Origin of the sequence: Motiliproteus sp. SC1-56 (assembly GCF_017309075.1) — a bacterium.
GTDB lineage: Bacteria > Pseudomonadota > Gammaproteobacteria > Pseudomonadales > Balneatricaceae > Motiliproteus.
Genome location: NZ_JAEMGS010000002.1, coordinates 113,047 through 137,918, shown reverse-complemented (window position 1 = coordinate 137,918; position 24,872 = coordinate 113,047). Strand labels below are relative to the sequence as shown.

Below are 24,872 nucleotides of genomic sequence, written 5' to 3'. Positions count from 1 at the left end.
CACCTTGCGTTTAACGGGATTGGCTGCGGAGCTTTTTGGCCGTTTGAGCCATGCCCGCGAGCCGCTCAACTTCCACCAGCTATGTGAGCGGAGTGATACAGATACGGTCCGGTCAAACTTGCCCTCGCAAGAAGTCAGGCAGGTTCTGGGGCAACTGGAAGACAACAATTTAATAGTCGCTTCAGTCGGCAAGTAAAGTACGTGCTGCTGGTTAAACGACACGCTCCCCGCAACGCTCACCATTTTCTTGTTGGCCCGTTTAAGGTCGCCATCAGCACTTCCGAGCGGCATCTCATTCAAACCGTTCAAGCCTTTGAGCAGTGCTACCCCCCCGGCAACCCCCGCGACTTCACCGATTTCCACCTTGAATACAAACGCCCCCTCTCAACCCGACGCTATTTGGCCCCCCAGATAAATTTTTTCTTCGACGGACAACAGCCCTTCAAGCCCCTTCCCGCCCGGGAGGCCTACCCGTTTTTTGAGTGGAGCCTTAACTGGTGTATCGCCACCAACGCCCACCAGTACCTTATGCTGCATGCCGCGGTGTTGGCCGCCCCCTCGGGTGGGCTGATTATGCCTGCAGCCCCAGGATCCGGTAAAAGCACCTTGGCGGCCGCGCTGGGTTTTAGCGGCTGGGACCTGTTCTCCGACGAATTCGCTCTGATAGACCGCCAAGATGGGCTCCTGCACCCTCTCATCAGGCCGCTGAGCTTAAAAAATGCGTCCATCGAGCTGATTACCCGGTCGTTCAGCGATGCCTGTATAGAGAGCTGTGTTAGCAATACCAACAAAGGGACGGTCGCTCACCTCCATCCACCGCGCGCCGGCACTGAAGCCCCAGGACCGATCGCCCCCAAATGGCTGGTTTTTCCAAAGTACCAGCCTGGCAGCAAGCTCACCCTGACCCCGCTAACTCCTGATGAAGCCCTTATCCGCTGTATAAACGAGAGTTTCAATTTCAACGCTCTGGGCGCAACGGGCTTCGAGGCTTTAACCCGTTTGATCACCCACTGCGAGAGTTACACGCTGGTCTATAGCAAACTGGACGATGCTCTCAACCTATTTTCAACAAAGTTTTACAGCCCATGAAGCCCCCTCTGCTCATCAACATCTGGCGGACCCCGGAACGCGCCTCGCAACTTTCGCTGAAAGAGTGGGAGCTACTTTTGCGTCAAGCCCGGGCCAGCGATCTGGGGGCTTCTTTATGGCTCAAACTACCCATTCAGGTGCGGCAACAGGCTCCCCAGCAAGCCCAAGCCCACTTTGGCAACCAGCTCATGCTCGCAGAGCGTCAGCAACAGTGCGTCCGGTTTGAAATCCAACAGATTGCCAAGGCGGTATCCTCTAAACAGCAACCCGTGACCTTACTCAAAGGGGCAGCCTATCAGGCCTTGGGATTGCCGGTGGCGCAAGGGCGCACGTTCTCCGACATCGACCTTTTGGTGGCACGCGAGAACATAGCCGATACCGAGAAAAACCTGATGCTGGCGGGCTGGTTAAGGGGCAAGATCAGCGACTACGATGAACGCTACTATCGCACGTGGATGCACGAAATACCGCCGCTCTACCACCGCCGGCGCGGTTCGGTCATCGACTTGCACCATAACCTGCTTCCCCCATCCACCACCCCACTCGATAGCCAGAGCCTGCGCTCTGCTGCCCGCCCTCTGCCCGGTTTCCCAAGCCTCTCGACGCTCGCGCCGGAGGATATACTCCTTCACTCCGCGTGCCATCTTTTTCACGAAGGGGAGTTTGAACGTGGCTTGAGGGGGCTATGCGACCTTGATCAGCTGGTCCGGCACTTTCAGTCAGCCCAGGAGGACCTTCTTCTACGCGCGGTAGCGCGGGCAGAGGAAATAGGCTTGGGACGCAGCCTGTTTTACGCGCTGCGCTACGCCGAGAGACGCCTGGGAACCCCGGTGCCGGCCGCCGTTCAACAGGCCTGCCGGCCCTTCGCTCCGGCTAAGCCGTTGCTGCGAATAATGGACTGGGCTTTCAACCGCGTGCTTGTTCCCCACCACGCCAGCTGCGACGACTTAGCTTTTCGAGTGAGCCGCTTTTTGCTCTATGTGCGCGGACACTACCTGCGAATGCCTCCGTCGCTACTCATACCTCACCTGCTGCACAAAGCCTTCCTTACCCCCATCATCAAATGGCGGGAGCAAAGGGTGGCCGAGCGCAAGGGCGCATCAACGAAATTAAATTCCCTTTAGGTTGTCAGGGCTGCAGACCGTGCTTTTCCAGCAACGCATATAATGTAGGCCGAGTTATACCGAGCGCATCAGACGCCTTGGATATATTGTGATCGCAAAAACTCAGGGCGCGGCTTATCACTTCCCGCTCGGCCTCATCCCGCGCCTGTTTGAGATTCAAGGGCGCCTGCTCCTCTACGGGGGCAAGGCCCAGGTCACGCTCGGTGACCTGGGTGCCGTCGGTCATGATAACTGCCCGTTTAACCTTATTTTCCAGCTCCCGAATATTTCCGGGCCAGGAGAAGGCGGTAATCGCTCTGCAGGCACCGTCACTGAAGCCCTTCACCTTGCGGCCTAAGTCATGGCTGTAACGGTTGAGAAACGCCCGCGCTATCACTAGAGCATCGCCCGGGCGCTCCTTTAGAGGAGGGATGGTAATGACAAACTCGCTCAACCGGTAATAGAGGTCTTCCCTAAACGCGCCTTCTGCTATCAGCGCCTCCAGGTTTTGATGGGTCGCGCTGAGAATGCGCACATCCACCGCTATTTCATCCCGCCCCCCGATTCGCTCGATAGTCCGCTCTTGCAAAAAACGTAGCATCTTGGGTTGCAGGGCCAGCGGCATGTCCCCGATCTCATCAAGAAAGAGCGTCCCGCCATCAGCCAGCTCAATTTTCCCTGGTGTCTGCTTATTGGCGCCGGTGAAGGCCCCTTTCTCATAGCCAAAGAGCTCACTCTCCAACAAGTTTTCAGGTATTGAGGCACAGTTGATCGCCACGAACCGGCCCTCCGCGCGGTTGCTCAGGCCATGAACCGCCCGCGCCAGAACCTCCTTGCCGGTGCCGCTCTCACCCAGCAGGAGCGTACTGATATCGGCCGGAGCGACCCTCTCAACTAACTTGCAGACTTCAAGCATTTCGGTCGAGGCTGCAACCACCCCTTCCAGCGGCGATTTACGGGCTTCGCGCTCTACCAGCCGCTGGTTCTCCTTTTCGAGCTCTCGAAGGCGGAAAGCCCGCTCCACGATAAAACCGAGGCTGTCCGGATCCATAGGCTTGTGATAATAGTCATATGCACCCATGCCCACCGCTTTAACAGCGTTGCTCTTGTCGTCATTACCGGTCACCACGATCACTTTGGCCTGCGGATGCAACGTGGTAATTTCTTCGAGCACCTTCAAACCGACGCTGGCGTTGGCCGGGTCCGGGGGCAGGCCCAAGTCAAGCGTCACCACATCCGGCTCGTAGCGGCGCAACTGTTTGAGCGCCCCTTCCCGATCCTCGGCGAACACCACCTGGTACTGTTCAAAGCTCCAACGCAGCTGTTTCTGCAGCCCCAGGTCATCTTCAACGACCAGTAAAGTTGGTTTGCTCTTATCCATGCTCAAACCGCTTCCTCCTTATGCGCGACTGGCTGGTATACCGGCAGACTGACGGTAAACACGGTCCCTTGCCCCGGGTTGCTATCAACGTGAATCCGCCCTCGGTTTTCGAGTACAAACTGACGGGACTCGTAAACACCGATTCCCATCCCCGCCCGCCCCTTGGTGGTATCAAAGGGTTTAAACAGCCGCTCTCGAATAAACGCAGGCTCCATACCGCAGCCGCTGTCTATGATCTTGAAGCTGACACTCTCATCGGCGGCGTCCACTTCCAGCTCCACCCGCCCGGTATCGGGCGTTGCGTCCTGCGCATTCTGAACCAGGTGACATAAGACGGAAACCAGCTTCTCCCTCTGAATTAGCAGCTTCGCCCCTTTAACCTTAGACCGCAACTGCACGCGAGGCAGATGCCCCTTCTGTTGAGCCAGCACCTCGCGCGCAATCACGTCCGCGCCTACCACCTCACGGCTTGAAGTCACCGCAGACTCCTGCTTCAGCTGGCTGAGCATGCGGTTCATCCTGGCTACCGCATTGGAGAGTGTCTCCAGCGCATCGTCAACAAACGCCGGATTATGCTTATGTTTTTCAGCATTTTTCACCACCAGAGAGAGCTGGGCCACCACATTTTTAATGTCATGAACCACGAAGGTGGAGAGTCGATGATAGGCTTCGAACTGCCGTGACTGGGCCAACGAATCGGTGCTTTTCTTCAAGGCGATCAACGCGGCTAACTGAGCACCGAGGGTTTTGAGGAGGTCGTGATCCTCCCAGTTAATGGTGCGCTCGGCCCGCGGCTGGGCGAGAGCCACCAGGCCATGGCAGTAGTCTTGGTGCACCAAAGGAACCAGCAGCCATACATCGTGGTTTTGACTTAGCCAGGTCGGCAGCTCGAGCTCCGGGTAATGCTGGGGGTGTCGGTTGTATTCCGCCAGCTCGATAACCCAGGCCCTCGACTCAGCATATCCGAGCAAGCCGCTGGCCTCTTTTAGGTCAATGGCTGGCAGGGACGGCAGGGTCCAATTCCCCCGCGTTTCAAAGCGCTCCTCTTCCCGGACCCAGATGACACCGCCCAAGCTATCCATCGGTTCGGCCAAGCCCAGAATCAACTGCTCGTAATACCCACGGTCGGCCGGAAGCGACGCAAATCGGTTGTTGGCGCGTATCCATTCCTGGCGGTAATCGTATTTGTAGGGAAAAAAATGCTTGGCCGCCCATACGGTGACCACAGAACGAAAGCGCCCGGAAATAAACAGCAACACGAAAAGCGATAACGCCAACACCACAAAGATGATTTGCAGGGCGCTTCCCAGCCCCCCACCAAACCATCGCAGGTAATACCCCACAAGAGACATCACCAGCAGATAGGTCCCTGCCAACAACACACCGGTGGAGAAGAAGACAAACTGGTGGGAGAAACGCAGCGCATGATCCCAATCCCGGCTCCGCGCGATAGACACCGCCATCAGAGGGGCCATCAGCGAGCAGACCCAGCCGCGCATGTCCCAAAGCGCCTGATCCAGGCGTTGGTAGAGCAGCGCCTCAGAATAAAGCAGGAAGTCATAGCCGAATATCACCGCCAGGCCCAGGCAGAAAAACTTGATTGTCCAGCGCTGCTCTACCGGGATATTCCGATACCACTGCTCCAGCAGAACAAGCACCGCAAAACCGGTAAGAAAGGGCCCGAGATGGCTGATGCTGACCGGCAGCTGCTCGGGAGAAAGTAGCCCGGCCGACTGCAACAGGTTCAACAAAATCAGTACCAGCAGGCCCAATCCAAACGCCCAAAGCCTGGGCTTGCGCCAGAATGCCTCTAACCCCTCGCCCTGGCTGGTGCTCAGCAGCCGCCACAGGAGCAAGCCCCAGGCGCCATTGCGCAATATCTCCAGAAAGAACTGATTAACCGGGCTTGGGGTCAGAATCCAACTGTTCAGAGCGGTAACCCCCGCCCAGGCCACCGTGACAACGAGGGCAAGCATCAGCCAGATACCCTGCAGACGGCCCCGCCAGAGAAACAGCGACAGCAGCAGTACGGTCGCAAACGTCAGGGTTGCCGATAGGTAGCTGAAAAGCGCAGCCACCGTTTAGCGTCCTTGTCCTGCAAAGCGAAGCATCAGCGGATCTCCTCCCGTTCCAGCAAGCGCGTCAAATACCGTACGGGCACCGCGTAACTAATGCCGCTGGGCTGGCTTAATACATCTTCCTTCGTCGCCTTTACATAAACCTGGTTCAGAATCCCGACGACCTGACCCGTTGCCGGATCGTAAAGGGGGCTGCCGCTGTTTCCCGGATAGGCGGTTCCGTCCAACTGATACACCGACACCGGGTTCTGCAGACGGCGAATTTTACGCGCATCCAACTGCACCGAAGAACGGGCGGGAATCGCCAGGGGGGTGATACTGGAAACCATGCCCCGGTGGGTCACCGGATAAAGCCCCAGCACCGCGCCGATAGGAAAACCGGTGAACGCGTAGACATCACCTTCACGGACCTCATGCGCCGTCGCCAGCGCCATTGCTGGCAGCCGCTCCCCAATTTTCAGCAAGGCCAGATCGTGCTCGGCGTCGACCCTTAAAACATCCGCCCCAACCACCCTTCCCTGGTTACCGGTACCTGAAAACACCACCAGCTCCTCGTACTGATCCTGTGCCAGATCTATGTCAACCACATGGGCATTCGTCACGACGGTACTGCCGTCACCAATCACAAAGCCGGTTCCCAACAACCGGGAGGGGGGCCGGCGGGTCGGCTGGTGAGTTCCCACGCCCACAACCGCCGGTTTAACGCGCGCAAGCGTATCGGCCAAAGGCCACTCGTGCGCCTGTACCGAGGGGAGCGAGCCTACAAAAGCCAGAATCAACGCGCAGCAGGTGACAGCCGGATGCGGGAGGGACGCCTGCAAATTCACTCCTTATTGCGACGTTTATCAGCCAGGTCGGAGCTGATCAGGGAAATAATTTCCGTGGCGGCTTTCACAATATGATCCGAGCCAAATCCCGTGTTCTGCATCTCTTTAAAAAAGCTCTTTGCCAGGGTCTTGGCCATGCGGTCGCCATTGCGGGTGATTTCGCCCAGAGTGCACTGGGGGCTCAAATGCGACTCGCGGGCCAGGGCCAGCTGAACAAAGTTGGATCGCAACAGGTGCTGCAGCTGGAACACCTGTATCGATTTGCTGACCATCACCGCGATCACAGAAACGGTTTCCAGATCCGACTCGGAGAGGGTTCGTCCATCAACGGGCGTACTCACGTTGAGAACCCCCACCACCTCATCGTTGATCATCAGCGGGCAGGAGATAAAACCATCGTCCCCCGCCTGTACCGGTCGCCTGGCGGCGATGGCATGGGGAGAATGACGAATTTCCGCAATCAGCAGCGGCTCGCCGGTGCTGGCGACAGAGCCGGAGATCCCTTCGCTAAGCTTGGTGGCTTCCTGATAGGCCTCTTCGGGCAGATAGCCGTGGTGGGCCAACACCCGCAGGCGCGGCTGGGATGATGCATCAACCGCATCCCGTTTGAGCAGCATGATGGAACAGTTTTTTACCCGCAGCAGGCGCGCCACCATCGTGGTCAGCTCCTTGAGGCTGCTCTCCAGGCTCTCCTGCCGGTCCAGAAAGCTGGAAAGGTCAATCAGCTCGGCAACGAAGTTATAGCTTTCATTGTCAAAAGCGCCTTCGTCCTTTACCTCTTGGCTATCGGTCATCATTTGAATACTCACTTTCGCATCGGAGACAGGCCTCAGCCCCTCAATGAACCTCATCTTCACGTTCCGATGGCCTGTTTCGTCCTATTTAGGCAACTGCTCCAACACCTGCGCCTGCACCGCCTCAAAAAGCACCCGGACATGGGGCTTCAGGTTCTGCTCAAAAACTTCGGGGGTTATATAGAAAGGGGCACGCTTACCGTGATAGTCCACCAGCTCGCCGGCGGATTCAAAGAGGATGCCGACCCGCGCCAGGTGACGCGCCAGGCGGGGTTCCATCATCACCATAATATAATTCAGCTCTTTGATAAGCACCGTCGCACAGGCCAGGTACAACCCCACCGCGATGTAGGGAAAGTGGGCGACGTCCTCGTCGGAAAGATAGGTACGTACACCGTCGATGACGAAGGGCCGTCGCTCTTCACCGGTTCTTCGACGAAACATTCGAGGCACGGCCAACCGCGAAGCTTCCGCCGTGGTTGCGCGATAATCTTGGAGGATTTTCCGGCTTTCGGCGCTCAGCGCGTGCAAGCAAAAGTGCTCCATCGGCAGTTTTTGCTGCGGCTGGTCAGGCAAAGGGCGCACCAGCCTCACAGTGCCGGCGTATTCACGGCTTTGTCTGTGTAACAGCAGAATATGGTCAGAGAAGAGGTCAAACGGATCGCTTTCCAGCTCTTCAGGAAAATCTGCTTTGTTCTCAAAAGAGAGTTCATCACAATACACGTTGTAGCGGATCTTGTAGCACTCTCTGCGCAAGGCGTCAGTATCGGCCACCACGATGCGGAAGTAGCGCATGAATTTGACCGCTAACTCGTCCCTGTTCATCCGGAACCTTTGTTCTGCATGACTCGACTCTCAAACCTGTAGGACAGGGTTTGACCCCTTCGACAATTCAGAAACTTCCCGCCGGCGACCGCAATCAGCCTTTGACTACGCTGCTAGAGTGACAACAGGGGAATCCTAAGTCGTTAGAAAGCATAGTCCAATTAACTGCGAAGCCTAGAATGGCGCCGAACTTTTGGCATCAGCCCAATTAGTGCGCAGCAGGCCCTTCCCGCCAGTCTTTCTGGTTGGTGCGGGAAGGGCGCAGGCTTGACGCCTCCTTGGGCCTGGAACGCCCTCAATAGTACTCAAATCCGACCGGAACACGCCTGAGCGGCTAGACTCAGCCCAAGCCCGCGAAAGGAGGAATGGCCCAGCGTGACCGATGACTTTGACTACCAGAGAGCATTCTCCCGCAACATTGGCTGGATAACCGAATCGGAACAGCACCTGCTCAAAGCCAAACGTGTCGCCATCGCAGGCCTTGGCGGCGTCGGCGGCGCTCACCTGCTGACCCTTACCCGCTTGGGGATCGGGCACTTCACCCTGTCCGACTTCGACACCTTTGACATTGAGAACTTCAACCGTCAGGTCGGCGCCAAGATTTCCAGTCTCGGACGTCCCAAGCTGGACACCCTGGTGGAGATGGCTTTGGACATCAACCCCGACCTCGACATCAAAACCCTCCCCGAAGGTGTCTCGCCCGACAACGTGGAGGACTTTTTATCCGGGGTGGATGTTTATGTGGACGGCCTCGATTTCTTTGTCATGCCGGTCCGACGGGCCGTATTCGCCGCCTGTCACCGCCTCGGCATCCCGGTAACGACCGCCGCACCGCTGGGGTTGAGTACCGCGCTGCTGAACTTCATGCCCGGGAAAATGAGCTTTGAGGAATATTTTCGCGTCGAAGGCCAGGAAGAAGCCGAACAATACCTGCGCTTTTTCGTCGGCCTTGCCCCCGCGCGCCTGCAACAGGGGTACCTGGTGGACCCAGCCCGTATCGATGTCGTCGCGCAAAAGGGGCCCTCCACCATGATGGCGTGCGATCTCTGTGCCGGCGTTGCCGCCAGTCAGGTGCTCAAAATTCTGCTCAAGCGCGGCAAGGTGCTCGCCGCCCCCTGGGGGCTGCAGTTCGACGCTTACCACAACCGTCTGAGCAAAACCTGGCGCCCGGGCGGAAACAACCATCCCCTGCAGCGACTGGCGATCGCGGTCGGCAAGCGCCAGCTCATGGGTATGAATCGGCCCGCCAGCGCCCCGGCAAAGCCTTTTACCCCCAGGACCCCCGCAGAAAAAGTCCTGGACATGGCCCGTTGGGCACCCAGCGGCGACAACACCCAACCCTGGCGCTTCGAACTACTCGATGAAAAAAGGTTTGTTATTCACGGATCCGACACCCGCGACACGGTCGTCTATGATCTCGACGGACGCCCCAGCCAACTGGCGCTGGGGACCCTGCTGGAATCTGTCGATATCGCGGCCTCCGCGCAGGGGCTCAAAGCCCAGGTCACCACAAGGAGCGATGCCGACGAGCGCACCCCCACCTTCGATGTCGCCCTGCACGCCGCTGACGCGGTCACACCCGACCCGCTGGCCCCTTACCTTCCGGTGCGAACCGCACAACGCCGTGCCATGTCCTCCCGCCCGCTAACCCAGGCAGAAAAGCATGCCCTGGAAGCCTGCCTGCCCGCGGGTTACCGAATCCGCTGGTTCGAAGGCTGGGAGGGCCGCTGGCAGGCGGCCCGCCTGATGTTCGCCAACGCCAAGGTGCGCCTGACCATGCCCGAGGCCTACCCCGTGCATCGCGATATCATTGACTGGGAGCGACAGTTCAGTGACGACAGGATTCCGGAAGGGGCCGTCGGCACCGATCCCGTTACCGGCAAACTGATGCGCTGGGCCATGGGCAGTTGGGAGCGGGTGCGTTTTCTTAACCGGTACTTCCTGGGCACCCTCCCCCCCCGGATCCAGCTGGAATTAATCCCTGGACTGCGCTGCGCCGCGCACATGGCGCTGGTGGCGCCCGCCCCCCCGGCGACCCTGGAGGACAACCTCGGCGCCGGTCGTGCGGTGCAACGGTTCTGGCTCACGGCCACCCGGTTGGGACTGTGTTTGCAGCCTGAGATGACCCCGCTGATTTTCGCCCGTTACCTACGTGAAGGACGCACCTTTACCCATGCTCAGGACGTCGTGAGCCGCGCGCAACGCTGCCGGGACCAGTTTGATCAGCTTCTGGGCGAAGCCGCAGACAAGGCGGTTTTCATGGGGCGCCTCGGCGAAAGCGCCCTGCCGCCGTCGCGCTCAACCCGCCCGGGGCTGGACAGTCTCCTCGTCAAGCCAAGCCCCCCGGAGTCGGCAGGCGGCTAGATGACCGGGAGCTCAAAGAGAACCACATCAGGGGCCATCCATCGGGTGCTATTTTTCGCCGAAGCGGCGACGCTGGCCCACGTCGCCCGCCCCATGGTACTGGCGCAGGCACTGGAAAGTGCGGGCTATTGCGTTGAATTTGCTGCAGACTCCCGCTACCAAGCCCTGTTTGCACCGTTGAGCCGCCCCTGGCACCCGCTGCACTCCATCAGCACCCGGGACTTTCTGCAGGCGCTCGCCCGGGGCAGCCCCCTGTACTCCGAGGCCCAGCTGAACGCCTATGTGGAAGAAGACCTCCGTCTTATCGATCAGGTTAAGCCGGACCTGGTGGTCGGCGACTTCCGCCTTTCCCTCTCGGTCAGCGCGCGGCTCCCGGGGGTACCGTACTGGACTCTTACCAACGCTTACTGGAGCCCCTATGCCAGTCCCCACTACCGGGTGCCGGAACTACCCATCACCCGGGTGCTCGGCGTCACCGCTGCCGACCGTCTGTTCCGCTGGATTAGGCCTCTGGCGTTTGCCTTGCATACCCGCCCGCTGAACCGGGTCAGGCGCGCTCACGGGCTGGCTTCGCTGGGGCTGGACCTCCGCCGCACTTACACCGACGCCGATTGCACTCTGTACGCCGACCTCCCGCAACTGGCCCCCACCTTTGAGCTACCAGGCAACCATCACTACCTCGGCCCCATCATCTGGTCGCCGCAAATCCCCCTGCCGCCCTGGTGGCAAGACCTCCCGGAACACCAACCGGTAATCTACGTCACCCTGGGAAGCTCTGGCGAAAAGGCCCTTCTCCCGTCGGTGCTGGCAGCCCTGGCGAAGCTCCCGGTGACAGTGATCGCAGCAACCATGGGCGAGACACTGGAAAGCCCCGGACCTTCTGTATTCCTCACCGACTACCTGCCGGGAGAAACAGCTGCCGCCCGCTCACAGCTGGTTATCTGCAACGGCGGTAGTCCCACCACCTACCAGGCCCTCGCGCAAGGAGTACCGGTAATCGGCATCGCCGGCAATCTGGATCAGTACCTGAACATGGGGTATCTGGAGCAGACGGGGGTCGGACGGCTCCTGCGCGCGGGCCAGCTCACGGCCACCTCCCTCACAGCCTGCGCACGTGCCGTGCTGGACGACGCGACCATGCGCGAACGGGCATTATCCACACAGGCCTCCATTGCCCACACGCCCCCCGGGGAGCGTTTTATTGGCCTGCTTCAAGACGCCGCCGTTAGCAACGGAACCGACTCTTAGGGACGGGGCAGGTCCTTGATTTTTTTCGCCGGCACCCCACCCCAGAGTTCATAACTTCCCACCCGGGTACCCCGCAACACCACCGCACCCGGTGCCACCACGCCGCCCTCACCCACTGACACCCCAGGCATAATGACGCTGTTGATACCAACCAGGGCATTACGCCCGATGTGAATCGGCTCCAATACAATCTCGTCGTGAGTAATGGCGTGGCCAACCACCACCGAATCCTGGCCGAGCGTGGCGTAATCCTCGATGCGAATCAGCGGGTGGTCACGCACGGTCCCTCCCAGCGCCACCTGGCGCCCGATATCAACACCCATCAGGCGGTACAGCAGCGGGGTGCTGAACACCAGGTTGAAAGGCGCGAGCGCCTTCCAGGCAAGATCTGCCAGCACGGCATTGAGCTTCCAGTATGTGAAGGCCTTTGAATCCATCCCGTAATGCCCACGCGGATAGGGTGAAAAGATACGGATCAAGCGCAACAAAAGGCCACTGAGAAGCCCGTAGGCCAGCAGGAAAACCGCCACGTCGACGATCACGTAGTAAGCGTGCGCGGGGGAAACCAGGGCCGTGATCAGCAGGGCCAGCGCCACCAGCACACTGATACAGACCGTGGACAGGACAAAATCGAGGTAACTGGTTTTCATGGGAAACTCTCTCTACCTATAACCACTTTCTAGATCCCGGTAACCACTTTCTAGATCCCGGCGGAAGCCCACCTGTTTGTGAATCAACAACCTGCAAGCAAGACCTTAGTCAAACGCCCATTCAACTACCATAGCCCACACCACAGTTCCAAAGGCGGTTGACGTTAGCACTTTTTGCTTACACCAGAGGCTGTCGTCAGCGACTTTCCATACTTTGCGCTTCCCAGGTAGCTCCAACACGGACAAAAAAATCCTCCATCCCCCCCCCCCTAAACCAGCCATGGCGTTTCGGCTCCGTGAGCGTCACTTTTTTTTACACCTTAGCCATTTGGATCGCCGAGAAGCATCCAGGCAGCCGCCTATACAACTGTTTCTAAATGATTTTATTTTTATGGCACTTTGCTTGCCTTATGTTTAGGTGAACGGTTCTCCGTGAAAAAATTCGCACCGGCCCCGACCGGGTAACAGAAAAATTGCACGGCTTTGGCAGTACGCAATTGATGAAAAACCAGGAGCTTTTCATGAACAGCAAAAGGAATAGACTCGCACTAGCCCTCACGGCTGCGGTCGGGCTGGGCGTCAGCGGCCAGGCCGCGGCGGATGTGTACGGCTTGGGCTACTTGGACTTCGATAACCTCAATATCGTCTTCAGCGATGATAACGGCCAAAACTTTGGGGCACTGAACAACTACACCTTCAGCACCAACGCCGATTCCGCATTGAACGGCGTAGCGGATGGCAGCGCAGGCAATGCGTCTTGTAACAGTCTTTTGAACAACTGCGGCACTGCAGGTGCTGCCACGGTGCTGAGCGGGACTGTCCAGAACGCTCCCGGTGGCGATGTAGCCCGTGGAGAGAATGACTTTACCGTGTTTGGCGGAGGCCTGGAGTACTCCAATGCTGAATCGTCGATTCTGGATGCTCAGGTGCGCGGGGATGCCCTCACCAGCACCGAACAGATTGCAGAGAGCAATCTGGTCTCCGGATCCGAGGCGCAGGCCAACACCACGGTAAACTCCAACACTTCCCTCACATTTGAGTTCACCAACGCTGGCAGCTTTGAGATCAGTTTCGATGCCTTGGTGAACGTATTTGCATCGGTCAATGGTGGCGACACCGGTCTGGCCCAGGCTAACTCAGGGGTATCCCTGTCGCTCTCTCTGGGCGGCGTTACCCTGGCCACTTGGACACCTGACGGGGTGGACGGAGCGGGTAACTCCTGTGCTGCCGGCCTGACCTGTGCGGACAACGAAGCCGACGGCGTCAGCCTTAACAACGCACTGACCAGTGCAGGAGGCAATGTGTTTGAGACCGGCAGCGGCTTCTACAGCTTTACCGTTACCGGCCTTGACTCCGGTAACACCTACGGACTGGCCCTGAACGCAACTACCTCCACCGACATCATCCGGCTGGTACCCGTACCCGAACCGAGCACCCTGTTCCTGCTGGGTGCTGGCCTGCTGGGATTCGGTGTGGCTCGCCGCAAGAAGGTACTGTAGCCTCTCACTAACAGCAGTTCATCTAAAAGCCCGCGAACATCGCGGGCTTTTTTGTTGTGACGTTTTACAAAGGGCATGCAGCAACCGACTTTCTCTTGGACAGAGTCGCGCGCCCCTGGAGACATCCCGATATGTCTGAGAGCAGCAGCGAGGGGAGTAACAGAACGGCCTAGAGCAAAGGCCTGTACCCAGTTCAAGGGAAATCGCCTTTAGGCTTTCTCGCTAATGAGTCCAGCCATTCAAAAGGATCTATCTGGATAGAAGGCATCCAGTGGTCGATTGTGCCAGGCGGTGACTTCATCCCATCAACGCGTTGGTCACGTGGGATATCAAGGTTGGCGATACCTCGACACCGTAGGCGTCCTGGAAATGAGCCTGAATATAGCGAGTTGTCATGCCACGGGCGTAGAGCGAGATGATTCGGTCATCGAAGCCCTGGAGCCGTTTCTCGCCTTTCCTGACTGACGAGCTTGGGCTCGAAGGTGCCATTGCGATCACGGGGCACTTCTAGCTCAAAATCACCGTGAACCGAGCGCACGGGCTTGCGGCTCTTGCCGTTACGGGAGTTGCCTGAGTTTTTGCCTGACGGCTCATGCTTGGAGTAACCGAGATGATCTTCCATCTCGGCTTCAAGGGCGCGTTCAGCGACTTTCTGGGTGAGCTGCTTGAGCAAGCCGCTCTCACCGAGGATATCTTCAGGGCTGTAGCAGCCCACCAGCAGTTGGTCTACGGTTTGTCTGTAATGGGCATTCTGTTGTCCTTTCAACAGGTTGGGCAGAATGCCACTTACACAGATTTTTTTACACTCTCTGCCCGAAAAGAAAACCGCCTACATCTACGGCCCCTCGTTTAACCGTCAGCGCGGTTAAGGCTCTCCAGCAGCCGTTCGGCGTCTTTTCTAGAAGCGAACGCCTCCTGACCCTCGGACCGGTTCAACGCCTCGGTCAGCAACTTTTTCGCCTGCTCAATGTTGCCCTGTTCGAAATTGGCCCGGGCCAGGTGATACTGCAAATCGAGCCGTCCCGGCAACTGTGCCGCCGCCCCCTCAATCAACTCCAGGGCGGCTTCGGTATCACCCCGATCCAGCAGAATCATACCGAGCGTATCCATGATTTGGGGGTTACCCGGGGCCAGTGTCCGGGCTTTACGCGCGTGGAACAGCGCCTGCTCCAGATCACCGTCCTGGTGTAGAAACCAGGCCAGGGTATTTTGGGCCCAGGCATTGTTCGGGGTCCGCTCCACGATAGTGGCGAATGCCTGCCGGGCCAGCTCGGCCCGGTCATCCATGAGGTAGAAATTGGCCAGCACATTCCTGACAGCCATATCTTTTGGGAACGCCTCCAGCCAGTCAGCCAGGAAACGAATCGCCTCATCCCTGCGCCCCAGGTTCCACCGCGCCGTGGCCAGCTGCATAGTCAACGCCGTGGTCTTGCGCTGGTCATAAATCGACTCAAAAAGGCTAACCGCCAACTCTGATTGCCCCTCGACAAGTGCAATCTGGGCCTCCAACTCAACAGCCAGCATGTTACCCGCTGCATGCCGTTTCAACCGTGCCAGCGCCGCCTTTGCCTCATCCAAAGCTCCACCTTTAAGCTTAATCCGACCCAGCACCAGCAGACTTGCCGGATAATCCGGCTGCAATACAAAGCTGCGTTCCACGTGTTGCGTAGCCAGTCCGTAGCGCCCGGTTTTTTCATAAATATCAGCCAGCTGATAGTGGCCGGCAAGGTGATCGGGCTCCTCAATCAGCAACTTCTTGAAAGTTTCCTCTCCTCTCTCGAAAGCCCCTGCTGCCTTCTGGGCACGCCCCACCAGGTAGAGCAGGTCCGGATCCCGCGGGTAGGTTGGCAGCACCTCTGCCCCAAGGTTCAGCGCGGAAACCGGCCGCCCGAACTTCAACAACTGGTCCATCATCAGCAGTCGAGGTTCCAGCGCCTTTGGATGAGCGCTTATAGCCTGTTGCAGCCATCCCAGCGCCGCAGCCAGCTGATTGTCCTGAGTCTCGACCTTGGCCAGCGCCACCAACCCTTTCAGGTTCTTGGGGTGTACGTCCAACAGCTGACCGAGCACTTCCCGGGCTCGCGCATAATCCTTTTGCTGCACAGCTAAAGCGGCGAGGTTCTGACTGGCGTTGGGTTCCCCCGGTTCCAACGCCAGGGCCTTCTCAAAGGCTTCTCGCGCGGCCTCCGGCTGGCCGGTAAACGCCATTGCCAAGCCTTCCATTGTGTAGCCATGGGGATTACTGGGATAGGATTCCTGCAATGCATGCGCCCGGTTCAACGCCAGATCCAGTTCACCGCTTCGAATGTGACTGAGCACCACGGCAAGCTGGGCAAACTCCGACTCCGACGACTGTTCCAGGCCCCGTGCCAGCACCTCAATCGCAGATTCGGTGTCCCCTAGTCCCAAAGCGGCGACCCCCTTGCGGAGGCTCAGGGTGGCGTCGTCAGGAGTCAGCTCCGAGGCCCGCTGAAACAGTTCACGGCTCATTTCATAGCGGCCCGAGTTCAGGGCCGCATCGCCCGCGGCAGCGACGAGGGCGGCGTCTTTTTCGGTGAAATCATCAGGCCTGATTCCACTCAGTGTCTCTATCGCCTCCGATGAACGCCCCAGCTTGAACTCCACCGCCGCTTTCAACTTCAACGCGGCGGGAGTGCCCGGGGCAAGGCTGGTAACAACGACGGCATGGTGATAGGCCCGTTCAAATCGCTCGGCCTGCAACGCAGCGACCGCCGCCAGATAATGAGTGGGAACGTGGTTGTCCACGGCCGCAAGAACGCGGTCGATGTAGTCGAGAGCCAGGCGATAATCTCCTTCCTGTATCACCAGATCGGCCATGTAGTAATTAGCTACGGGGTGCGCGGGCAGTGCCGACAGGACAGTCTGCACCTGCTGCTTGGCCGCCTCTGGCTCGTCCAGGCGCCGCAACAGCGCCGCCAGATCAAGTCGCACGCCCTGATTCCCAGGCTGCAACGCGAGCACCGCTTCGAAGTGCTTCCGGGCCTGATCCAAATCGCCCCTCTGGTTGGCCAGCAATCCTTCGTAAATAAGGGCGCGAGCATGATTCGGTGACTTGCCCCTCAGACGTGAAATCGCCGCCTGGCTCTGGTCAAACAACTCGTTGTGGAACAGGAGCATGGCCTGGGTAATCAGCACTTCTTCATCGTCAGGATGGCTCGAAAGCGCAGACTCTAGTATCTCTTGCGCCTGTTCAACGCGCCCCTGGGCGAGCTGTGCCTGGGCCTGCAGCGCTTGGGCACGGGGAGCGAGCGTCTCCGGCCAGAGGTCCACCTCGCCGATCAATTCTTCAAACTTTTCGTATTTGCCGATACGCAACAGGACTTTGGCGAGGCTGACCCGCACACCAAGATCGCTGGGGCTCAGGCTATGAGCGCGGTTGAGCTCCTTCTCTGCACTGGGAAGATCCCCCATCTCCAGGTAGATACTTCCCAGCAAGCTTCGCACTTGGGCATCTTGAGGCGCACCGACGAGAAAGTTCTTCAACTCGATGACTGCGCTCCGGTACTCACCTTCAGCGCGGTATTCTTCGGCCCGGGCCAGGCTTTCTTCAACGGAACTCTGGGGCTGGCTGCAGCCGGCGATTCCGACCAGCGCACAACAAGCAGCAAACTTCATCAACGCCCTGCCCCCCCGTCGCGGGTTGGCTTGCGTCAGGAAAGAGATTTCCATATTTCATTCCCAGTGGTAAAACCCGCGCCTGTTCCGTACATGGAGCTCCCACCGGAAACATCGCCGGATATATCAAGTCGTCCAAAAAGTGTAGGTCAAAATCGACATTTCCTGTGCAACCCTCTAAAACTCGTCAGGTTTCTGGGCACCCAAGGCCCCGGGGGTGCGCTCTTGGGAAAGGCACAGGCGCAAACACGCGCACAAAATCTGCAAACAAACTCCCCCACACTGCCCCGGGGTCTACACTATAAACCCAGACTGGCCGCCAAGGAGCTGGCGCGTTATATGCCCCAATATCAGCCGCAAACGGACACCCCCCCAAAAATCACCAATGCACTGTCGGTCGATGTGGAGGACTACTTTCAGGTCGCGGCCTTTGAAAACCAGTGTGCGCTCTCCACATGGGAGAGCATGGAGTGCCGGGTGGAGCGAAATATGGAGCGGATACTCGCGTTGTTCGACGAGTACAATATCAAGGCCACGTTTTTCACCCTTGGCTGGGTCGCGGAACGGCACCCCCGCATCGTTCAACGCATCGTTACGGAAGGCCATGAACTGGCCAGTCACGGTTACCAGCACCGTCGGGCCACCACCCAGTCCCGCACCGAGTTCAGAGAAGATGTTTACCGCGCCAAAGAGCTACTTGAAGCCATCGGCGCGCAGCCCGTGAACGGATACCGGGCGCCCAGTTACTCAATTGGTGCCGGCAACCTGTGGGCGCTGGATACGCTGCAGGAGATTGGGCATGAATACAGCTCCAGCATCTACCCCGTGCGCCATGACCTTTATGGCATGCCCGATGCACCCCGTTATCCCTTTCGCAGCCACTGCGGCCTGCTGGAGATTCCCATCAGCACAGTTCGTCTGGGGCGACGCAACCTGCCCTTTGGCGGCGGTGGCTTTTTCCGACTCTACCCCTATGCCCTATCCCGCTGGGGCATTAAGCGCATCAACGACGCTGAAGGTCAGGCCGCCGTGTTTTATTTCCACCCTTGGGAAATTGATGCCGAGCAACCCCGCATCGAGGGGGCCAGCCGACGCTCGCGCTTTCGCCACTACCTTAACCTGGACAAAACAGAGGCGCGGCTAAAGCGCCTGCTCGCAGATTTCAAGTGGGGCCGCATGGACGAGGTGTTTTCAAATGCGCTTCAAAACACCTACCGGCCCACCTTCGCCAGCCCGCCGCACGAGCTGGCGAAAAACTCCGTTTAACGTACACTCAATAAAATCTACTTAATATCGACTAGGAAGGTCCATGTTAATAAGCCCTTACGGTGGTACCCTCAACCAACTTTACGTGACGCCCGAGCGTGCAGAGCAACTGAAAGCCGAATCCCGGCAACTCCCCTCCTGGGATCTCACCCCCCGTCAGCTTTGCGATATCGAGCTGTTGCTTAACGGCGCTTTCTCTCCGCTTAACGGTTTCATGGGCCGTGCCGATTACGACGCAGTCGTTCAGGGAATGCGGCTGGCGGACGGAACCCTCTGGCCGTTGCCGGTCACCCTCGATATCAGCGACGCGCTGGCCGCGGAACTCGCGCCGGGAATGCGTCTTGCGCTTCGCGACGCGGAGGGCGTCCTGATCGCCATCCTCAGCCTGCAGGACCTCTGGCAGCCGGACCGTCACGCCGAGGCGCAACAGGTGTTTGGCACTCAGGACTGCTGCCACCCTGGAGTTGCCCAACTGCTGGAACGCAACCACAGCTGGTATGCCGGGGGCACCCTTGAGGGCGTTGAGGCACCGAACCATGTGGACTTCGTCACCCTGCGCCAAACCCCACGGGAGCTAAGGGCGCAATTTGAAAAGTGGGGTTGGCGGCGCATCGCCGCATTTCAGACCCGCAACCCCATGCACCGCGCCCACCAGGAACTCACCTTCCGCGCCGCCAAAGAGGCGGAAGCCAACTTGCTGATTCACCCCGTAGTCGGATTAACCAAGCCTGGTGATATCGATCACTACACCCGGGTCCGCTGCTACGAAAAAGTGCTCAAACGCTACCCCGACCAGACCGCGGCGCTCAGCTTGCTGCCTCTTTCCATGCGCATGGGCGGCCCCCGCGAGGCGCTGCTACACGCCATCATTCGGCGTAACTACGGCTGCACCCACCTGATCGTGGGGCGTGACCACGCAGGCCCCGGCAAGGACAGCAACGGCGAGGACTTTTACGGCCCCTACGAAGCCCAGGCCCTGATGAAGGAGCACGCGGAGGAGCTGGGTATCAAAATGATTCCCTTTGAACAGATGGTCTACGTGCGTGAGCGGGCAGAATACGCCCCCGCCAGTCGCGTCCATCCCGACGAAACCGTGCTGGCGATCTCAGGTACCGAGTTTCGCCGGCGCCTGCGCGAAGGGTACGAGATTCCGGAGTGGTTCTCCTATCCGGATGTAGTGGAGGAGTTGCGCAAAACCCACCCCCCCAAGGCACGCCAGGGCTTCACGGTCTTCTTTACCGGCCTGTCGGGGTCTGGTAAGTCCACGATCGCCAACGGCCTGCTGTCCAAACTGCTGGAAATCGGCGGGCGCGCCATCACCCTGTTGGACGGTGATGTGGTGCGCAAACACCTGTCCAGCGAGCTGGGTTTTTCGAGGGAGCATCGCAACCTCAACATTCTGCGTATCGGCTTTGTTGCCAGCGAGATCACCAAAAACGGCGGCATCGCGATCTGCGCGCCCATCGCCCCCTACGCGAGTACCCGACGGGAAGTACGAGAGATGATCGAAGCGGTGGGCGGCTTTATCGAAGTGCATATCAACACCCCTCTCGAGGTGTGCGAGGAGCGCGATCGCAAGGGGCTTTACGCCAAAGCCCGCGCCGGCCTGATCAAAGAATTCACCGGCATCAGCGACCCTTATGAAACGCCGGAAACCCCGGAAATGCGCATCGACACCACAGGGTCTACGCCGGAAAAGGCCGTTCAGGAAATTGTGCTCAAGCTCATCAACCTTGGTTATATCAAGTAACCACAACGGCCAGGGAAGGCCCTCACTTATCGCAGAAGGAGAAGGCGAAACTTTATGGAGCACGTTGTATTTCTCTGTCACCGGATCCCCTATCCGCCGAATAAGGGCGACAAGATCCGCTCCTACAACCTTCTGCGATACCTTGTTGAACGCTACAAAGTGCACCTGGGCTGCTTCGTCGATGACCCGGCTGATCAGGCGTTCACGGAAAAGCTGGCCCCCCTGTGCGAATCGCTGTTGTGCCTGCCGCTCAGGCGCGGTGCAGGTTATTTGGCCACCCCCGGCGCCCTGATCAGCGGTACACCGCTTACCCTGGCTTTTTACCGCTCACGACGAATGCAACGGTGGGTCGACGAAATCACCGCGCGCTTTGATGTGAGCCGCTTTCTGGTGTTTTCCTCATCCATGGCCCAGTACCTGGAGGGAGAGCGGTTCGCCCCCAAACACAGGGTCATCGACTTCGTCGATGTGGATTCGGCCAAATGGGCCCAGTACGCCGCCCATAAAAAAGGCGTGGCGAGCTGGATTTACAGGCGCGAGCATCGCACCTTGCGCCTCTACGAGAGCGCGATCGCGGCGCAATTTGACCGCGCAATCTTCGTCTCCGCGGACGAGGCCGACCTGTTCAAGCAGCAACTTACCCAGCGCGAGCGCCCCAAGGTCTCCTTTCTGCCCAACGGCGTTGACACCCACTATTTTGATCCCGAAAAAGAAGATTGCGCGACAGCGCCCTGCCCGTCACGCTACGTCGCATTCACCGGCGCCATGGACTACTGGGCCAACGTCGACGCGGTGGTCTGGTTTTGCCAGCACGTGTGGCCGACCCTAAGGTCAGAAAACCCCGACCTCCGTTTTCTTATCGTCGGCGGCAACCCTGCCAAAGAGGTGCTGGAGCTGCAGCAGCTGGCAGGCGTGGAGGTTACCGGGCGGGTAAAAGATATCCGCCCCTATATTGGCAACGCCACGCTGGTGATCGCCCCCCTGCGTATCGCCCGCGGCATTCAGAACAAGGTGCTTGAGGCGATGGCCATGGCCCGTCCGGTGGTGGCCACATCCATGGCGATGGAGGGTTTGAAAACAACAGCCAGCCTGTGCCTGAAAGTAGCAGATGAGCCCGCGGCATTTATCGAAGCCTGCTCTGACTACCTTAGCGGCGATACTGGCGCGGATGGGAGCCCCAACCGCACCCACGTGCTCAGGCACTACGGTTGGCCGCAAGTGCTGGAGCAACTCCCTTCCCACCTCGAAGGGGTTCAATGATGGACTCGCGGCGCCATATCGCCCACATCGTCTATCGTTTCGCCACGGGAGGGCTGGAGAACGGCATTGTTAACCTGATCAATCACCTTCCCGAAGACCGGTATCGCCATAGCATTATCAGCCTGACCGACGTCGACCCCGTTTTTGCCCGACGCCTAATACCCGAAGTCCAGTTGTTCACGCTGGACAAGCGACCCGGCGCCGACTGGAAGTACTACCCCAAGATGTGGTCGCTGCTGCGCAGGTTGAAGCCGGACCTGGTGCATACCCGTAACGTCGCCACTCTGGAATACCACATTCCCGCCTTCATGGCCGGCGTGGGCCGGAGGATTCACGGTGAACACGGCTGGGACATGGCTGATCTGAACGGCAGCAACGGCCGCTATATCCGCCTGAAGAAAACCCTGCGGCCCCTGATCCAGGACTTTATCGGGCTCTCCAGCGAGTCCTGCCAGTACCTGCGCGATCAGATAGTGGTGCCAGCTGAGCGCTGCCATCAGATCGTCAACGGCGTCGACACCGCCCGCTTCACCCCTGAGGGCCCGCCGGCCTCTCCTCCCTCTGGTTTTATCGACGATAGCACCCGGGTATTCGGCTCCGTGGGACGCTTAGCGACGGTCAAAAACCATCATCTGCTGGTCAATGCGTTTATGCGCCTGTGCCAACAAAACCCCGACCTCGCTCCGTCACTGCGCCTGGTGATCGTGGGGGATGGTGAGCACTCAGAGATGCTCAAAGAACTCATCGCCCAGGCCGGACTTGGGGATCAGGTGTGGTTTCCCGGCGGACGCGAGGATATTCCCGCATTGATGCGACTGTTCGACGTCTTTGTGCTGCCTTCGCTGGCCGAGGGCATTTCCAACACGGTGCTTGAGGCCTTGGCGAGCGGGCTTCCAGTTATCGCCACCCGGGTCGGCGGCAATGGCGAACTTGTCCAGCAACACCATACCGGCGAGCTGGTCGCCTGCGATGAGGCTGCTTTATGTCAGGCGATGGCGCGTTGGAGCCGTGACGACGTCAAGCGTCACCAGGCGGGTCTGGCCGCACGTCAGGATGCTTTACAACGATTTAGCCTCAATAACATGGTCGAAAAATATACTAGGCTCTATCAGGGTCAATAGCTTTTAGAGGGTGTTTTATGTGCGGTATCGCAGGAATGCGTAACTTTGAGCCCGCCCCCGTGGATGCACAACTGCTGCACCAGATGAACGATACGTTGTTTCATCGCGGGCCTGATGAAGGAAATGTTTTTCAGGAAGGCCCGGTAGGGCTTGCCCACCGCCGCCTCTCTATTATCGACATTGCTTCCGGTCAACAGCCACTGGTCAACGCAGATAACGATGCTGTCATCGTATTTAACGGTGAGGTTTACAATTTCGCCTCGCTGCGCCGGGAGCTTGAGGCGCTAGGACACCGATTTAACACCCGCTCAGATACGGAAGTCATCCTTCAGGCCTGGCGAGCCTGGGGGCCGGATTCAGTAAAGCGCCTGCGGGGCATGTTTGCCTATGCCATCTGGGACCGCAAGGATGAAACCCTGTTCATCGCCCGTGACCGGCTCGGCATCAAACCACTCTATTACACCCTCCTCGGCGGCTCGCAGTTCGCCTTCGCATCAGAACTCAAAGCACTGCACTGCCTACCCGGGCTCGATCGCACGCTTGATGAGCGAGCCATCGCCGATTACTTCACCTTCGGGTACATCCCCGACCCCAAAACGATTTATAGCAGCGTCCGCAAGTTGGCCCCAGGCCACACGCTTTTGCTAAAGGCCGGCAGCAATGCCCCCGAGATCAAGCCGTATTGGAACCCCAGCTTCGCCGGCACCTTCGCTCAGCCCGATACCCAAGCCCTGCAGGAAGAGTTGATTGGCAGACTGCGTGAAGCCATCGATATCAGGTTGGTTTCCGAAGTCCCCATTGGGGCATTTCTATCCGGCGGCGTTGACTCAAGCGCAACGGTCGCGCTGATGGCGGGGCTGATGGATAAGCCCGTCAACACCTGCTCGATCGGCTTTGATGTGCCCAGTTTCAACGAAACCGAATTCGCCCGCCAGGTCAGCCAACGTTACGCAACCGATCACCAAGAACAGATCGTGGCATCGGACGACTTTGAGCTGATTGATCAGCTGGCGGGCCTCTATGATGAACCCTTTGCCGACAGCTCCGCGATCCCCACCTACCGGGTATGCCAGGTAGCGAAACAACGGGTCACCGTCTGCCTGTCCGGTGATGGAGGGGATGAGGTTTTTGCCGGATATCGTCGCCACCGCTGGCACATGCTTGAGGAGCGCGTGCGCAGGATGGTGCCCGCCCCTATCCGCCAGCCGGTTTTCAACCTGCTGGGGAATTACTACCCCAAACTAGACTGGGCGCCGAAATTCCTCCGTGCCAAGTCGACCTTCCAAGCCCTGCAACGGGATGCAATGAACGCCTACCTGCATACCATGTCGGTGATCCCGGAGCAGATCCATCGAAACCTGTTTACCCCGTCCTTTAACAAGCGGCTGGACGGATACCGACCCGTGGATATTTTTGCGGAGCATATGCAGCAGTTCGATGGCCAGGACCCCCTGTCACTGATTCAATACCTGGACATGAAAACCTATCTGCCGGGCGATATTTTAACCAAGGTGGACCGTGCCAGCATGGCGCACAGCCTTGAGGTGAGGGTGCCCTTGCTGGATCATGAGTTCCTCGGCTGGTCGAACCGGATTCCCGCTGACCTGAAACTCAAAGGCAGGGAAGGCAAACACATTTTCAAGAAGGCATTGGAGCCACACCTTCCCCATGACGTGCTCTATCGGGACAAAATGGGGTTCGGCGTACCGATCGCCAAATGGTTCCGCGGGCCCCTCAAGGAACGGTTGCGTTCGCGGGTTCTAGACGGTGCCTTGCAGCCCTTGGCTATTTTTGATCAGAAAACCCTTGAGCGGCTGGTCGACGAGCATATTCGGGGCACCGGCGAACATAGCGCCGCGCTCTGGGCGCTGATGATGTTCGAAGCCAGTATGCGCAAGTCAGGACAAATCTCAGCTCGCCAAGCCGCGTGAGCCCCGTCAGTACCGGGGTGCCCGTTGGTCTATCTGAGCGGACCGGGGTC

Annotated in this window: 17 protein-coding genes and 1 pseudogene; 10 read left to right on the top strand and 8 right to left on the bottom strand. The window is 58.8% G+C overall.

Annotated features, from left to right (window positions below; all coding sequences use genetic code 11):
- Positions 1 to 201: 201 nt before the first annotated feature.
- Positions 202 to 1,089 carry an HprK-related kinase A gene (locus JGZ97_RS02460; RefSeq protein ID WP_207061021.1) on the top strand — a complete coding sequence of 296 codons (888 nt, stop codon included), beginning with the start codon at positions 202 to 204 and terminating at the stop codon, positions 1,087 to 1,089.
- Positions 1,086 to 2,213, top strand: coding sequence for a nucleotidyltransferase family protein (locus JGZ97_RS02455; protein WP_207061020.1), 1,128 nt, complete (start codon positions 1,086 to 1,088; stop codon positions 2,211 to 2,213). The genes JGZ97_RS02460 and JGZ97_RS02455 overlap by 4 nt, the downstream gene beginning before the upstream one ends.
- A 4-nt stretch (positions 2,214 to 2,217) precedes the next feature.
- Here the strand turns inward: JGZ97_RS02455 and prsR are convergent, their stop codons facing one another.
- The 5 genes from prsR to JGZ97_RS02430 form a co-directional block, all read right to left on the bottom strand.
- The gene (gene prsR / locus JGZ97_RS02450) at positions 2,218 to 3,573 is read right to left on the bottom strand and encodes a PEP-CTERM-box response regulator transcription factor (RefSeq protein WP_207061019.1); all 1,356 of its coding nucleotides are present in this window, start codon (positions 3,571 to 3,573) and stop codon (positions 2,218 to 2,220) included.
- A gap of 2 nt (positions 3,574 to 3,575) precedes the next feature.
- The gene (gene prsK, locus JGZ97_RS02445; protein WP_207061018.1) at positions 3,576 to 5,651 is read right to left on the bottom strand and encodes an XrtA/PEP-CTERM system histidine kinase PrsK; all 2,076 of its coding nucleotides are present in this window, start codon (positions 5,649 to 5,651) and stop codon (positions 3,576 to 3,578) included.
- Between the two features lie 32 nt (positions 5,652 to 5,683).
- Positions 5,684 to 6,472 carry a S1C family serine protease gene (locus JGZ97_RS02440; RefSeq protein ID WP_242521484.1) on the bottom strand — a complete coding sequence of 263 codons (789 nt, stop codon included), beginning with the start codon at positions 6,470 to 6,472 and terminating at the stop codon, positions 5,684 to 5,686.
- Positions 6,473 to 6,474: 2 nt separating this feature from the next.
- A complete protein-coding gene (locus tag JGZ97_RS02435; protein WP_207061017.1) occupies positions 6,475 to 7,275 on the bottom strand; it encodes a GAF domain-containing protein in 801 nt (266 codons plus the stop codon).
- Between the two features lie 81 nt (positions 7,276 to 7,356).
- Positions 7,357 to 8,097, bottom strand: a complete 741-nt coding sequence (locus JGZ97_RS02430) for a PEP-CTERM/exosortase system-associated acyltransferase (RefSeq protein WP_207061016.1) — start codon at positions 8,095 to 8,097, stop codon at positions 7,357 to 7,359.
- A gap of 375 nt (positions 8,098 to 8,472) precedes the next feature.
- Between JGZ97_RS02430 and JGZ97_RS02425 the strand changes: the two genes are divergently transcribed.
- Positions 8,473 to 10,461, top strand: coding sequence for a ThiF family adenylyltransferase (locus JGZ97_RS02425; protein WP_207061015.1), 1,989 nt, complete (start codon positions 8,473 to 8,475; stop codon positions 10,459 to 10,461).
- Positions 10,462 to 10,506: 45 nt separating this feature from the next.
- Positions 10,507 to 11,709 carry a glycosyltransferase gene (locus JGZ97_RS02420; RefSeq protein ID WP_370583979.1) on the top strand — a complete coding sequence of 401 codons (1,203 nt, stop codon included), beginning with the start codon at positions 10,507 to 10,509 and terminating at the stop codon, positions 11,707 to 11,709.
- Here the strand turns inward: JGZ97_RS02420 and JGZ97_RS02415 are convergent.
- On the bottom strand, positions 11,706 to 12,359 hold the full coding sequence (locus tag JGZ97_RS02415; protein ID WP_207061013.1) for a DapH/DapD/GlmU-related protein: 654 nt from the start codon (positions 12,357 to 12,359) through the stop codon (positions 11,706 to 11,708). The two genes, JGZ97_RS02420 and JGZ97_RS02415, sit on opposite strands and share 4 nt — an antisense overlap.
- 521 nt (positions 12,360 to 12,880) lie before the next feature.
- Between JGZ97_RS02415 and JGZ97_RS02410 the strand changes: the two genes are divergently transcribed.
- On the top strand, positions 12,881 to 13,858 hold the full coding sequence (locus JGZ97_RS02410; RefSeq protein ID WP_207061012.1) for an EDSAP-1 family PEP-CTERM protein: 978 nt from the start codon (positions 12,881 to 12,883) through the stop codon (positions 13,856 to 13,858).
- A 254-nt stretch (positions 13,859 to 14,112) separates the two neighbouring features.
- On the opposite strand, the pseudogene JGZ97_RS02405 reads toward JGZ97_RS02410, so the two are convergent.
- Positions 14,113 to 14,608 (bottom strand): annotated as a pseudogene (locus JGZ97_RS02405) (transposase); the annotation flags it as partial.
- A 99-nt stretch (positions 14,609 to 14,707) separates the two neighbouring features.
- The gene (prsT, locus tag JGZ97_RS02400) at positions 14,708 to 17,548 is read right to left on the bottom strand and encodes an XrtA/PEP-CTERM system TPR-repeat protein PrsT (RefSeq protein WP_207061011.1); all 2,841 of its coding nucleotides are present in this window, start codon (positions 17,546 to 17,548) and stop codon (positions 14,708 to 14,710) included.
- A 285-nt stretch (positions 17,549 to 17,833) separates the two neighbouring features.
- On the opposite strand from prsT, the gene JGZ97_RS02395 reads away from it, so the two are divergent.
- Genes JGZ97_RS02395 through JGZ97_RS02375 form a run of 5 tightly spaced genes read left to right on the top strand, consistent with a single transcriptional unit; the run spans position 17,834 to position 24,822 of the window.
- The gene (locus tag JGZ97_RS02395; protein ID WP_207061010.1) at positions 17,834 to 18,760 is read left to right on the top strand and encodes an XrtA system polysaccharide deacetylase; all 927 of its coding nucleotides are present in this window, start codon (positions 17,834 to 17,836) and stop codon (positions 18,758 to 18,760) included.
- A 43-nt stretch (positions 18,761 to 18,803) separates the two neighbouring features.
- Positions 18,804 to 20,510: a bifunctional sulfate adenylyltransferase/adenylylsulfate kinase gene (locus JGZ97_RS02390; protein WP_207061009.1), complete on the top strand. Its 1,707-nt coding sequence runs from the start codon at positions 18,804 to 18,806 to the stop codon at positions 20,508 to 20,510.
- 54 nt (positions 20,511 to 20,564) lie between these two features.
- On the top strand, positions 20,565 to 21,770 hold the full coding sequence (locus JGZ97_RS02385; protein WP_207061008.1) for a TIGR03087 family PEP-CTERM/XrtA system glycosyltransferase: 1,206 nt from the start codon (positions 20,565 to 20,567) through the stop codon (positions 21,768 to 21,770).
- A complete protein-coding gene (locus tag JGZ97_RS02380; RefSeq protein WP_207061007.1) occupies positions 21,770 to 22,891 on the top strand; it encodes a TIGR03088 family PEP-CTERM/XrtA system glycosyltransferase in 1,122 nt (373 codons plus the stop codon). Before JGZ97_RS02385 ends, JGZ97_RS02380 begins: the two co-directional genes overlap by 1 nt.
- A 17-nt stretch (positions 22,892 to 22,908) precedes the next feature.
- Positions 22,909 to 24,822, top strand: a complete 1,914-nt coding sequence (locus JGZ97_RS02375) for an XrtA/PEP-CTERM system amidotransferase (protein ID WP_207061006.1) — start codon at positions 22,909 to 22,911, stop codon at positions 24,820 to 24,822.
- The last annotated feature ends 50 nt before the right edge of the window (positions 24,823 to 24,872 follow it).